Source organism: Streptomyces sp. NPDC005551, from assembly GCF_042871785.1.
GTDB lineage: Bacteria > Actinomycetota > Actinomycetes > Streptomycetales > Streptomycetaceae > Streptomyces.
The window spans coordinates 486588-499895 of the sequence record NZ_JBIAJE010000004.1 but is presented as its reverse complement, the minus strand read 5'-3'; the positions used below and the strand labels follow the sequence as shown (position 1 = coordinate 499895).

The 13308-nt window shown below is 65.3% G+C and carries 10 protein-coding genes; 6 read left to right on the top strand and 4 right to left on the bottom strand.

What is annotated here, in order from left to right:
- Positions 1-139: 139 nt before the first annotated feature.
- The 3 genes from ACFYP4_RS14605 to ACFYP4_RS14595 form a co-directional block, all read right to left on the bottom strand.
- Entirely contained in the window at positions 140-631 is a 492-nt protein-coding gene (locus tag ACFYP4_RS14605) for an SLATT domain-containing protein (RefSeq protein WP_388785510.1), read from the bottom strand.
- Complete coding sequence (locus tag ACFYP4_RS14600) at positions 618-2117, bottom strand: RNA-directed DNA polymerase (RefSeq protein ID WP_388785508.1); 1500 nt, start codon at positions 2115-2117, stop codon at positions 618-620. Before ACFYP4_RS14600 ends, ACFYP4_RS14605 begins: the two co-directional genes overlap by 14 nt.
- A 527-nt stretch (positions 2118-2644) precedes the next feature.
- The gene (locus ACFYP4_RS14595) at positions 2645-4069 is read right to left on the bottom strand and encodes a hypothetical protein (RefSeq protein ID WP_388785506.1); all 1425 of its coding nucleotides are present in this window, start codon (positions 4067-4069) and stop codon (positions 2645-2647) included.
- A gap of 344 nt (positions 4070-4413) precedes the next feature.
- Here ACFYP4_RS14595 and ACFYP4_RS14590 point away from each other — a divergent pair, with 344 nt between their 5' ends.
- The 6 genes from ACFYP4_RS14590 to ACFYP4_RS14565 all read left to right on the top strand — a co-directional run bounded on the left by ACFYP4_RS14590 (position 4414) and on the right by ACFYP4_RS14565 (position 12239).
- Positions 4414-5451, top strand: coding sequence for a hypothetical protein (locus tag ACFYP4_RS14590; RefSeq protein ID WP_388785504.1), 1038 nt, complete (start codon positions 4414-4416; stop codon positions 5449-5451).
- Between the two features lie 219 nt (positions 5452-5670).
- Positions 5671-6393, top strand: coding sequence for a hypothetical protein (locus tag ACFYP4_RS14585; RefSeq protein ID WP_388785502.1), 723 nt, complete (start codon positions 5671-5673; stop codon positions 6391-6393).
- A gap of 470 nt (positions 6394-6863) precedes the next feature.
- On the top strand, positions 6864-7544 hold the full coding sequence (locus ACFYP4_RS14580; RefSeq protein WP_388785500.1) for a DUF488 family protein: 681 nt from the start codon (positions 6864-6866) through the stop codon (positions 7542-7544).
- Positions 7545-7663: 119 nt separating this feature from the next.
- Positions 7664-8449 carry a hypothetical protein gene (locus tag ACFYP4_RS14575; protein ID WP_388785498.1) on the top strand — a complete coding sequence of 262 codons (786 nt, stop codon included), beginning with the start codon at positions 7664-7666 and terminating at the stop codon, positions 8447-8449.
- Between the two features lie 164 nt (positions 8450-8613).
- A complete protein-coding gene (locus ACFYP4_RS14570; RefSeq protein ID WP_388785496.1) occupies positions 8614-11286 on the top strand; it encodes an ATP/GTP-binding protein in 2673 nt (890 codons plus the stop codon).
- 56 nt (positions 11287-11342) lie between these two features.
- Complete coding sequence (locus ACFYP4_RS14565) at positions 11343-12239, top strand: phosphorothioated DNA-binding restriction endonuclease (RefSeq protein WP_388785494.1); 897 nt, start codon at positions 11343-11345, stop codon at positions 12237-12239.
- Positions 12240-12364: 125 nt separating this feature from the next.
- On the opposite strand, the gene ACFYP4_RS14560 is transcribed toward ACFYP4_RS14565, so the two are convergent.
- Positions 12365-12877, bottom strand: coding sequence for a hypothetical protein (locus tag ACFYP4_RS14560; protein ID WP_388785492.1), 513 nt, complete (start codon positions 12875-12877; stop codon positions 12365-12367).
- Positions 12878-13308 lie beyond the last annotated feature (431 nt).

Here is a 13308-nt window from a genome sequence, read left to right as displayed (position 1 = left end):
AAGACGGCGTCGCAGGTACCCGCATGCCGCCACACACACTTCAAGTCCACTTCCCGGTCGGGGGCCTGAGCAGCGGGAATCGCAGTCGGGGGCAAACCTTCAATCTCCTGGCTGGGATCTTCGGTGTGCGCGGCGGCTGTTACTCGGCCGAGCCTTGCTGTATCCGCTGGCGTGCCATCTCGTAGAACCTATTCGCCATCGGGGTGTCGGCGGAGGTGATACGTACATAGTCGGTGCTCAGCTCTCGGGTTCTCGCTTCGAGGGCCGCCAGGTCGGAGGCTTCGGTCATGAGGCTGATCTCGGTGTCTACGCGGTGCTTGAGTGCCGTGTAGGCACGAGCGGACGCGAGATGATCAGCGGCCTTCTTCGGCGATCCCAAGAAGGCTGCGGTGGCCGCAATGGCTCCGGCAACGGCGCCGAGCCCGCTGAAGAACACTCCGGGGCCGACCTTGACCGCGACCAGGAAGCCGGAGATGGCGGTCACGCAGGCAGGGATGAACACCATCAGCCGCCCCCATTTCTCTGCGCTCTTGGCCGCCTCGAAGTACCCTTGAGCGGTGTAGAGGCAGTTGCTCTGGATGCGCTTCAGCTCGGTCTTGATGCTCTCGAACTGCGTGTCAGAAGTAGACATAGGGTCCAATCCGGGGCGGGCTTATGTACGGGCCAGCGGCAAGGAAGTTGCAGAGCCATTCCATACCGGGGACGGAGGCCGTGATCTCGTTGCGGTAGCGGGTGGAGAGGTAGCCGGCCTCGTACAGCGCGACGAGTATGGCGCGTCGGACGGCAGCGCTGGTTTCTCCCTCGAAGCGGTGGCGCAGCAACTGGCCCTCGGTAGTAGATGCGTGCTGACCGACGTAGCGGGCGGCGAACTCGCGGGCGTAGTCAACCCGGTTGCGGTCCCCGAGAATAGCCCACGCCGCTTCTTTCACTCGTTCGTCCTTGAAGTCCATGGCGATGAAATAGCGCAGGACACGCTGCTCAATCAGAGGGTGCGCGGCGCTGTTGCTGGAGTGCAGGAACTGGACCAGGGCGCTTTCGACTTCGGAGGCTCTGGATTTGGCCGCGTTGAGGTACTTGAACACGTGCGTGATGGCGTGTGGGAGATGAGTGAGATTGTCCAGGCACCAGCCGACCGCGCGATCATCTCTAAGCCAGCGGAGCTGACCAAGGACAAAGCGGACCTGGTTACCGTTGAACTTTCCCTCTTTGGCGATCTCCTCGAAGTAGGTCACGAGATCTTCCCGAGCGCGCGGGCGTCCGTGTCTGATGGCACTGGCCAGGGAGTCATGCCGGATGTCGGTTTCGCGTTCCCGGGCGTCCTGAGGGTCGAGAATGACGGTCTTATTGGAGGAAACAGAGAGCCTCCTGGAGCGCAGTTGGCTGTTCACGCCGAGGAAGAGATCGCGCAGCTCGCTCCAGTCGGGATGGAAAACCTTGATGTCGTCGGAATAGCGCAGGAATCGGGCGCTGTTCTGGGCCAAGTAGGCATCAACAGGAGCGAGGTAGAGATTGGCGAGTATGCCGGAAGCGTCCGGCCCTTGAGGCAGCCCCCAAGCGTGGTTGATGGTCTGAAACCGGGTAAGGAAGTCGATGATGTGCCTGGCGGCCCGACCGTCGCCACCGAGCGCTTCTAGATCGTCTCCGAGGATGGCTACGTCGATGTGCTCGTAGAAGGCCGCGATGTCGAGGTAGGCGACTCTGAGTGAAGTGTCGGAACGGATGGTATCCAGCGACTTTGCCCGGTAGGACTTCCAGTTGGGCCACCATCCCTTGGGTTCACCCTTGAAGCGGTCCCATCGGTAGCTGGAGACGTCAGGGTGAAGGTGGCGGTCGATCTGATCGGCGACGGTGAAGACAAGAGCGTCGTAGATAAGCCGGTCTCGGGTGGAGAAACGGGCTACCGGCCGCACAGTCAGATCCGTCTTGGGGAAGTCAATGATGCTGGTGCTGTCCGGGCCGCAAGCACCGTCTTCAACGGCCTGCTCCAGCGTCTTACGGTAGCCGCGTTCCCACTGGTGCCGAACGTCCTGGTACCCGATGACATCGGGGACCTCCGATTCGGCTTCTCCCGCTATCAACAGGTCCTTGGCCTTGGTGAGCCTGCTGGAAAGGTCCACCGTCCCCCTTTGCCGCATGAAGGTGCCCCACCGGGATGCTAGCCGGGCAGGGCGTGAACTGGCCTGCGGTCTGGGCATCTTGTGACCGGTATCCCACACCAGCCGGTGATGGTGCAGGTGCGGGCGATGCAGTGTTGAATGCCGTATGGCCCGGTGAGTGTTCCAGCCATCTCTTCGTGATCGACGATCTGGACGAGTACCCCAAGGCCCACGGCATCAAGCACGACGTGCAGCGGACAGGACTGGCCGAGTATGTGCACCAGGTCCGGTGGACCCAGTCGGACGACGAGCAGAATCCTCGCAGCCCGTACATCGGCATCGAGGTCGTGCTGGACTGCGGGTGCAAGATCGAGAGTCTCTTTGTGTTCGCCGAGCAGCGAGAGCAGAAGGGCTGGGCGGTGGCCACCTCGGTCGGGTGGGGCCGATGGGGCGGACCCGAGGGAACCACGTACTCCCTCAGGGTCCGCCGCAAGAGCCTGGCTGCCTGGACCATCGCGGCCAGGATCCTGCAGGACTCTGCCTGGCAGTCAGCGGCGGAACCCACGGTGGGGATCTCGCGCTTCGACGTTCAGGAACGGTTCGAACCAGGCTGCGGCACGGAGATCGCCGATGCCCATGTGCTGGTTCGTCTCGCCGTCCGGGTCCTCGATCCCGTCGAAGCGAGCGTTGTAGAGCATCAGCACGTCAGTGTCCTGGAAGAACACCTCGGAGCACATGCCGAAGTCGTAGTCGTCACGGTGGGCGGGCAGCCTCCCGTGGTCACCAGCAGCATCGCCTTCAACCTCGCGGTCGCCGGCGTCACGGATGACAAGGTGAAGGGCAAGTTCCTCGGCCGTGCAGGTGGGCTCCGGCCACTGCCCGCGTTCGAGGTCACCAGCGAGGTCGTCGGCGGCCCGGGCGAACCGGCGGCGCCACTGAAGGTCGGCCGCGAAGGTCAGCTTCGGGAGATACGAGAACACTCCCCAGTGGCCGTCCTGTTCGTCTGGCACCACCGGCCTGTCACCAAGTTCCCCACTGTCGTCGTACGCCTGATCGGCGAGCACGCACAGTTCCGTGTAGAGGACGTCGGCGGTTCGGGGGGTGAGCTGCCACTGGCACCGCTCGTCTTCGCACTCCGGGTCGTCGCAGTGCGGCGCCTCCGTCGCGAACAGCGCCGCGAAGTCCGGGCTCTTCTTCCTGATAGACGGCGTCGCTGGCTCACCTCGGCGGACAGCCGCTGTGTACCGCAAGCCCGCACCGAAGTCGGCGACCACCGCTTCCTCGCTCCAGTCGGCGACCTCATGCCCTTTCTCGGTGCGCAGCCGCAGGCCCTGGGAGGTATCCGTGATCGTGTCCGCGCCATCGATCTCGCTGTCGGACTCCCCAAGCCACATGACGGCCCCGACGACGTCCTGGGGGTCGTCGTCCTCGAGGTCGTCGTTCGGCTGGGGCTCCCAGCCCGCGGTCCTGGCTGCCTTCAACACGGCCTGCTGGTCATGCACGTGGAACTCTCGGAGTACCTCTACCCGGATGACGGGACCAGCCAGATCAGCGAGGCGGGCGTCATTCAGGGTACGTACGGCGCGCGGGACCGCGTCGGCGTCGTCTTCGTCCGAGTCGTCGTCAACGACATAGGCGATCTGCTCCCACTTCAGGAGGCTGCCGGGAGGCATGGGCCAGACGCCCGCGAGGGCGTGCCGTGCGGCACTGCGGAGGGAGGAGGCGGGAGCGTCCGGCAGCTGGGCGCACAGCTTCTCCAGCGGCTCGGGCTTCCACGCGTCGGCGGAAGAACCGATGGCCTGCTGGAGGATGCCCACTGCCTGCTGCGCGAGTTCGGGGTGGCGGCAAGTGAGAACGGCCTGCAGTGAGGCAGGGCCCTCTCGGTGGTGGACGAGAGCGAGGATGCGGCTCTTGCTAGGGGTGTGCTCGCAGTGGAAGCCGCGGAGCGCGGCCATGGTCGGCTGAGCAGACATGCGGAGGACTCCGAACATTGGGCGCACGGGACCGTGCGTGGAAGCGAGTGGAGTTCCGCTGGTGGGCACGCTGCTGACGCGCCTCCGGACGGCGAAGACGAGGTGTGTTTGGTTGGTTCCCCCGGTGCTACCGGGAGTCCGGACCTGGCTCCCACAGCTTACTCACACGAAGCGTCGGAGGAGACTGATCCGATACCAGAGTTCTGCCTAAAGGGACCTGGCGCATACGATGGACGTTGCGGCCGCCTCCATGCTTCGATGCGATCAGCGTCGCACGATCGGAGGCAGGATTGAAGCAGTCAACGCGGGTTCTGAAGCGAAAGGCCCTCGCCTCACTCAAGAGAATGACTTCCGCGTTTAACGCAGTTGACGAGGAAGGCCGCACCTCATCTGTTCTGCTAAGCCTCCAGCATTCATTTGAAATGCTCCTGAAAGCAGCACTGGTTCACAATGATGTGCCGGTCTTCGATAAGAGCCTTGGGCGGTCGATCGGATTCGAAAAATGCCTGCAGCTAGCCCGCCAGGCGTCAGGCGTAAAGATCACCGATGCAGAAGCCGGCACTTTGCGGGCGATCGACGCGCTACGAGATGACGAGCAACATTGGTTCAACGCCGTCAGCGAACCTATCCTGTTCGTCCATGCTCGCGCCGGCGTCACGCTCTTCGACGACCTCTTGAACCGAGTTTTTGGGGAGCGACTAGCGGATAGCCTTCCGCTACGGGTGCTTCCCATTTCCACCGAGCCTCCTATGGGGCTCGACATCCTGATCGACCAAGAGTTCACCCAGATTCAGCAGCTCTTGCAGCCAGGGCGCCGGGCCCGGAACGAGGCCCCGGCCAGGATCCGGACACTTCTCGCGATCGAAGGGCACGCTTCTGAAGAGAGCCTTGTCAGCGAGAGAGACGTCGATCGAGTCGAGAAAGGGATAATCGACGGGAAGTCCAGGGGTGCAGTTTTCCCAGCCCTCGAACAAATTTCCACCGAGTTTTCGGGTGAAGGGCCGACACTGACTGTCCGGTTCGACAAGAAGGGGCCTCCAGTCAAATTTGCGGGAGAGGATTCAGACGCTGCCGCGATTCGTGAAATCGACCTCCAGAAGACGTTCCATTGGTCGGCAACGAATCTAGCCGAGAAGCTGGGCCTGTCGCTTCCGAAATCAATTGCCCTGCGGCAACACCTGGGGATCGATACGGACCCAAAATGCTACTACGTTTTCGAGATGGGCTCACAGAAGCATCCCCGCCTCTCAGATAACGCACTCAAGCGCATGAGGGAGTCCATGAAGAGCATCGACATGGATGCCGTATGGGAAGCTCACAAGCCAGTCGGCAAGGGAAAGGGGCCTCGGCAGTGCTTCGTGGAGGGATGCGCGCAATCCTGAGAAATAATCCCCCGGGACCTTCCAGCGATCCGCTGAAGCCTCGCCCTGCCTCTACCTCCGCCAGGCCAAGGCACTCTCCCGGGACATCCAGCACGTGGGCGGCCGACAAGTCCTTCGACCACTCCTACGATCTGCGGGAGCCCCCGACGGGATCGGCAGGTACGGCGAGTCTCAACTCAAGTCCACCGAAGGCAAGACCATGCTGACCAGGGAGCAGGAATGTTCGATCGCGACGTGAGCTACGCGTGTGCTGTCGCCAGCTACGACGCCGAGGGTGTGGGCGCAGCCATCGACTGGTGCTGCGAGCGCATGGAGGACGGCGACAGGCTCACCGTATGGACCAGCCTCAAGTCCAATCTGAGCAACTGCTCCGAGTTGGAGCAACTCGTCAACCGACACTCCAACGTCGAGCACATCACCGGCAGAGGCGGCGGGTTCATCCGTGGAAACGGTCCCGTGCTCATGGCCTGGCCGGACATGGCAGACATCGGGAAGCTCGTGCAATACGGCGGCCGCCACATCCGGGCGCTTTGCGTCATCACCTGGAACGAGGACGAGATCAGGCCATGGGTGACAGCCATGAAGCCATCCATCCTGGGCGATGGCTCGGCGTGGGAGGAGCTGACGCCCGAACTCGATCCCGTCGTCGTCGAGGCGCTGAAGGGCCTCACGTTGACGGTCAATCACAGCAACACCATCTCGGCAGGCCACGAGAAGGACATGGTCGTGAGCAGCCTTCTTGCACTGCACGACGCCGGCATCTGGATGGACGGTGAAGCCATGCAAGGGTGGGCGCTGGCGCATGGCTGGTCGGGGAAGAATCCCGAGCGCCTCGCCAAGTACGTGGAGGACATCAACACAGGGAAGCGTCCGCGATGCCGACGCATCCTGCGCCCGGACTACATCGACAGTCTTCGACGCCGAGTCGCGGACGGCACGTAGAGCTACGGGCTGACCAAGTCGCCTACCCATCCATGTGCACCATTCGAGCGGTAGGACACCCTGGGAGCCATCTGGGAGCCAACCCGCTCCCCGAGCCCCTTCGAGAACGCCCGAAACCATGGCACTCGGACCCTCTGATCAGGGAAAACGCCATCCGCGCAGGCCAGATCAGCAACCGAACCTCATTCGGGACGAAGAGGTCGTGGGTTCAAATCCCGCCACCCCGACAGTGAAGTACCAGGTCAGGGGCCTGATCCAGTTGATGGATCAGGCCCCTGAGTGGTTCCTGGAGATCGCTTGGGAGAAATCTGGGAGAAGATCTTGGTCGGGTTCTCCCAGTGGGTGACTGGTGAGGCCGTCTGAAGTGCGGCGGCTTAGGGCACTCGGACCTGCGCGTTCGCGAATCCAGCCTAGTAGTCGGCCGGGAACACCATGCCCGCCCGCCTCAACCGCCCTTAGGATCACGACACATGGCAAGCCATCACTCAGCGCGTCCCCACGACCACGCCCGAGCACTCGCCCAGCGCGTGCGAGCGATGCGGGAGGCTCGAGGATGGTCGCGGGAGCGGCTCTCCAAGGAAGCTGGCATCGCCGTAGGAACGCTGGCCCGTCTGGAGAGCGAGGGAGCGATCCAGCCAGGTTTCTTCACCGTCGGAGCAGTCGCCGAGGCACTTGAAGTCTCCCTCGATGAACTCTTCCAGGAGACCAAGGTCACTCCCGGCCTCTGGTCCGCCGGGTACGAAGGCCGGGACATCGACTCGTTCGTCTCCTCTCTCCTCGACAACCGTATTGATATCGTGGCGGACGTACGACTTACGCCGATCAGCCGCAAGAAGGGCTTCAGCAAGACTCGGCTCGGGCAGGCACTCGCCGAGGCCGGCATCGAATACACCCACCTGCGTGGCCTGGGCAATCCCAAGGACAACCGGGCGCCGTTCTGGGAGGGTCGCCTCGACGTAGGCCGGGCTCGGTTCCGTGGAGTGCTGCGGTCCGAGGAAGCGCAAACCGATCTTGAGCGCCTCGCAGAGCATGCCCGGCAGTCCCGGGTCGCGGTGCTGTGCTTCGAGAAAGACGAAAGCCGCTGCCACCGACAGGTCGTCCTGGAGACGGTCCGCAAGCGGGCCGCCGTGCCCGTAATTCCCCTGGCCTGACATCGCCCCTCGCTCCTGTACGCGGCCTTGCCGCTGGCGCATGCCTCTCCTCCAATCGGATCGGGAGATCAGTGGAGGGGGCAACCATGGGATCGGGGATTTGGCAGCGCGCACGGATCATGATCACGGTCAAGACCTATCCGGAACTGTCCGCGAAGTACCACGAGACGAGCTGCGTGGCCGGCATACGGCTCGACCAAGGGGCGCCCCAGCATGTGCGGCTCTTCCCGGTTCCGTTCCGGCTGCTGAACGAAGAAAGCCAGTTCGCCAAGTACTCGATCGTCGAGGTCGATGTGCAGCGACACCATGGGGACCGCCGTCCCGAAAGCTTGCGCCCCAACCTGCAGAGTCTCAAGGTCATCGAGCGCCTCGGGACAGCGGACGGCTGGCGCGAACGCTTCTCGCACGTGCAGCCCCTCGTAGCGCCGTCCCTGTGCTCCATAAAGCGGGACCAGGAGCTTCGGGGAACGTCGCTTGGCGTCTTCCGCCCAGCGGAGTTCACCGGCTTCCGCTTCGCTCCTGCCGAGCCCTGGCCAGCTTCGAAGGCGGCCCTGGCAGATCAGTTGGATCTACTCGCACAGGACCTCCGCCAATTGGAGTGGGTGCCATTTGAGTTCCGGTACAGCTTCCGATGCGCGGATCAGGAGTGCGCTGGTCACGACATGGGGCTGAGGGACTGGGAGGCGGGCGAGTCGTACCGCAAGTTCTTTCGCCACTACGGGAAGGACGGCGTGGAGGAGAAGTTTCGCGAGCGTTGGTTCGACCGGATGGTCACTGCGGAGAAGGCCGTGCACTGCTTCGTCGGGAACGTCGCGGCCCGCCCCAAGACGTTCCTGCTGCTGGGCCTGTTCTACCCGCGACGGGATGTCGTCGAGAACTTCCAGGAGAGCCTGTTCGACCTGTGAGGGTGAGTATGCAGGATGGGGAACCCATGTCACCGTCCCCTGACCGAGGCCGTCGGCTGAACTGCCGCGTGCCGGATGCGGCCTGCGGACCTGTCTGGATGCGGGCATGCCATGCTGTCGTCAACGGAGCGTCGCTCGCGTTCAGTTGATCGTCAGGGGGAGCTGTGGCAGGGCGGGATCTTCGCACGTTGTTCAGCTCGAACGACCGGAGCATCGCCGCCAGCGAGGCGTTCACGAACCGGCAGGCACAGTGGCAGGCCGTAACGGCCGGCCTCGCCGAGCACATACGGCACGTGACCCGTGCGGACTTCGACGTGGAGGACCTGGAAGCTCCCCGCCACAACATCCTCGTGTTCCACGGTGTGGGCGGTATCGGCAAGTCCACGCTCTCCCGAAAGATCGAGGCATCGCTGGCCCGCAGCGAGCACCGCCCGGCGCAATGGGAATCGCCATCCCACCCCGAAGAGCGGACCCTGCCAGTCCGTATCGATCTCGCGCGCGCCGCGGGTATGGATTTCGAGCGCGTCATCCTCACCATCCGTCTTGCCGTCGCCGCGCTCGGCCGGCCACTGCCCGCCTTCGACCTCGCCCTGCGCCGCTACTGGGAGCACAACCACCCGGGCGAATCGATCGAGGACTACCTGCGCCGGGGCGGGCTGCTGAGCCGCTTCAGCGCCGCTGCCGCCCTGCCTCAGCAGATGCAGTCCGCCCTCAGCGATGTCGCCCAGGCTCTGCTCCTGCCCGGCACCGTCGGCAGTGCGCTCGGGCACGGGGCCGGAGCGCTCATCAAGGCGTTACGCGAACGGCGCCAGTCTGTACGCGCCCTCTCCGGCTGCTCCCGCTTGGCCGACCTCCTGGAGGCCGAGCCCGATCTGGACGCCCTGAGCTTCTACCCGCACCTCCTCGCCTGGGACCTGGCCCAAATCCCCGTCGGCAAGAGCGCACTGCCCGTGATCCTGCTGGACACCTTCGAGGACACCGGCGACCGCACGCACCGCGACTTCGAGCGTCTGCTCCAACGCATCGTGTGGTTGATGCCCAACGCGTTCTTCGTCGTCACCGGACGCAACCGCCTCCAGTGGGGAGAGACGAGTCTGGAGGGGCAGGTCGACTGGACTGGGCCGCACTCGTGGCCCAGTCTCGCAGCCGACACGGCACATGTGGGGCGAGCTATATCGGGCCGTCAGGTCCTGATCGGCGACTTCTCTCCCGAAGACTGTGAGGACTACCTGGTCCGCAGGCTGAGCCGCGACGGGCAGCCGCTGATCGACGAACCGGTCCGCCGGATCATCACCGAGCGCTCGCACGGGTTGCCTCTCTACCTGGACCTGTCGGTCATGCGCTATCTGGAACTCCGGCGCGGCGGCAGACAGCCGCAGGCCACCGACTTCGACCACGACTTTCCCGCCTTGATCGCCCGTACCCTCAGCGACCTGACCGCCGATGAGCGCCACGTGCTCCGCTCGGTCAGCCTGCTCAGCGCGTTCTCCGTACCCCTGGCCACCCAAGCCGCCGGAATGGACCACGACGCGCCCACCCTACGGCTGACCGAGCGCCCCTTTATCCGGGAGTCCTCCTCCGGTGTGTGGCCCTTCCACGTCCACGACCTGATCCGCTCCGCCATTCGCAACGCAGACGACAGCAGTGACGACCGCTGGTCGGAACAGGACTGGCGGCGCGCGGCCCAACGAGCCTTCCACGCACTGGAATCACAGTGGCGCCAGGACCTGCGACACGATCGCGCAGTCCTGGTCGGCTATCTCCAGCAAGGACTGCTCCTCGCACGGGACTTCCGTCTCGATCTTGGCTGGCTCGCCGATGCCGCATTCCAGTACGTGGGGGACTCCGTCTGGGAACCGCTGGCGCTTCCCGCCGCCGATGCCACGTCATCAGGTGGTCTGCAGACCTCGGCAGATGCCCTGGTCGAAACGCTGAGCGCCATCGCCCGGCGCCAGCACGAGCACCGTGAACGCACGTCCAGTCGGCTCTCGGCCGTCCTCGCCTCGGAGCTGCTCCCCGATGACCTGGTCGAACTGGCCACGTACTACCTGGCGAAGGCCCAGCGAGACCTCGGTCTGACCGACGATTCGCGTCGCGGGATGCAGCGCGTCGCTTCAGCCGGGGGTCGGCTCTCTTCCGCGGCTCGGCGCGGCCTGGCACACCTGAGCCGCCTGTCCGGAGACTTCCCGACCGCGGTCGAAGCCGCGGGGAGACTGGGCTGGGAGGGGAGGCACCATCGGGTGTTGGGAGACGTGTGGTGGGTGCAGGGTGACATGGATCGAGCGGTAGCCGCCTACCTGGCAGGCCGGAGTGAAGCCGAGGAGCACGGTGTGGTCGGCGAGACCGCCATGGTGCAGGCGCATCTCGCCTTCGCCGTCTCCTTCTCCGATCAGCTTCGGGCCGATGACGAACTCGATATAGCGGAACGGCTGTTGTCCCACCTCAGCCTGCGCTCCAGCGAGATGACCGCTCGCATCGCCGTGCTCGTACGCGACGCCGGGTTCGCCGCCGACCTGCCCGGCCGGGCGGCCGTACTGCTCGCCGAAATCGGTGTCTCCGGCATTGCCTACGCCGCGGCGAAGCTGCAACTGGCCCTGTGCTTCCACCACGCCGTCCTCGACGCCCAGGACGGCCTCGCCACCGCGATCACCCGCCTGCGCGAACTCACGCAGAGCGGCGACTACGCCTACTACGTCGACATCGCCCACTTCATGGCCGGCCTTCCGCTTCCCGAGCACACCGCGCGAGCACGGTGGATCGACGGAGAACAACGGACCCGCGCACGATGGCGCCACCTGGTCACGGCACGTCGCAGTCAACTCGCCACGCCTCGTTAGGCTTTCCCCACACGCGCAGATCGCTGGTCGACGAGGCGCGACTACGATCGCCGGTCATGGACTGGCTGGAGCGCACCGCGAAGCTGAGGCAGTGGAGCAGAAGCGGGACCCGTGCTCCGCACAAGCCGTTGCTGCTGCTGTACGCCCTCGGTCGGTTCCAACAGGATGCCGCCCGCGAACTGCGGTACAGCGCGGTGGAGGAGGATCTGCAGCGGCTGCTGACCGAGTACGGTCCGCCGAACAGGACGACTCCGGCCTACCCGTTCCACCACCTGGTGAGCGACGGCGTGTGGGAGGTGCGCACCGATAGCGGACCGGGGAGCCCCGGAAGCGGGGTGCGGGAGTTGCGGGCCGCGGGTGCCGCTGGGCGGCTGGCGCCGGAATTGCGGGCGGCACTGCGGCGTGAGCCGGAACTGCTCGGCCGGATGGGACGGGTCCTGCTCGACCTGCACTTTCCGCCATCGCTCCACGGCGACCTGTGCGAATCCGTCGGCCTGGAGCTGGAGCCGGCGGAGACCAGACAGCTCTCCGCCGCCGTGCGGAGGCGACGGGATCCGAGGATGCGGGAGCGGGTCCTGACGGCCTACGAGTACCGGTGCGCCTTCTGCGGCTACGACGGCAGGATCGGCGCGGTGCCGGTCGGACTGGAGGCCGCGCACGTGCGCTGGTGGGCGTTCGACGGACCGGACGACGTAGACAACGGACTGTGCCTGTGCTCGCTGCACCACAAGCTCTTCGACAAGGGCGTCCTCGGTGTCGGCGAGGGCCACCGCATCCTGGTCTCCCAGCGCTTCGTCGGCCACAGCCCCGCCGCCCGCGAGCACGTCATCGGACTCGCCGACCGACCACTCATCGGACCTCAACCGGGCGCCCGCCCCGTCGCGGCGATCCACCGATCCTGGCACACCAGCCAAGTCTTCCAAGGCAGCCCACGCCCTGCCCCGGCCGCCTGACTGTCGAATCGTCGACTGCGCCCCGCTGGTGAGGAATGCGATACCAAGAGTCGCCGAGGCGCTGCGCTTCAAGCGCGACCGGGACCGGCTCCTGGACTGGGTGCCGTGTTCGGCTGGGACTGAACTCAGAACGCCTTCAAGTAGACCCTGGCCTGATCGTCCTTGAGCGCCTGGACGTAGATGTCGATCCACTGCACCTTCTTGCGGCGATCGTCCTTCACGCACGGGGGGCAGACCCCGGCCGAGCGAACTCCCTTCAACGTCTGCGGCTCGGCCAGCCCCAGGTGCTCGAAAAGCTCGCGATCCGGGGCGAAGTCGACCTTGTTCGCCTTCAGTGGTTCCTCGGAACGAAGGTCCTCCGCGATGCCTTCGGCGTTCTTCTCACCGGTGACGAACGAGAGCAGGTAGATGTCCTCCTGCGGGTTGACCTGCACGGCCCCCTTGACGTCGGTCGCGGCCTTGGGCGCCGTCACGTTCATGAACGCTGACGCCTCGGGCGCGCCGGCGTTCTTGTCCCACTGCGAGGTGCGCCCGTCGGTCACTCGGCGATCGTCCGTGTCCGGGCTGGAGCATGCGGAAAGCAGGAGGGCGGCGGCAGCCAGTGCCGTGATGAGGGGAATACCCCGTTCGATCGTCACCGGTTCTCCTCGTCGCCGCGGGAAGCGTCACCGCACGCTACGTTCTCGACCACCTCGCCTGCATCCGCTAACCCGAACCCGTCGGTGCAGGCGATCTCTTTGACATGCGCGTGCCCTAGCGGGAGGTCGTCGGGTGAGGTCCCGTGTGTGTGAGCGCCGCTGTCACCGCCGTCGCCGCCGTCGTCGCCGCCAGGGTTCCGAGGCTGACCAGGGCGACTCCGACCGCGAAGAGACCGCTCGCGTCGTCCGACCAGTCGTAGTAGGCGGCGGCCCTCGTACGGGCCGGTCGCCGAGCCTTCGGGGTGCACGGGCGGGTCGTACCGTTCGCTCCGCGGCTCGGTCAGGTGGTCAGTCCCCCGACGCCGGTGGGGCGGAGTACGTCCGCTCAACCGGGCTGTCGGCCGTGTGAGTTCGTGGCGGTCCCGGCCGCT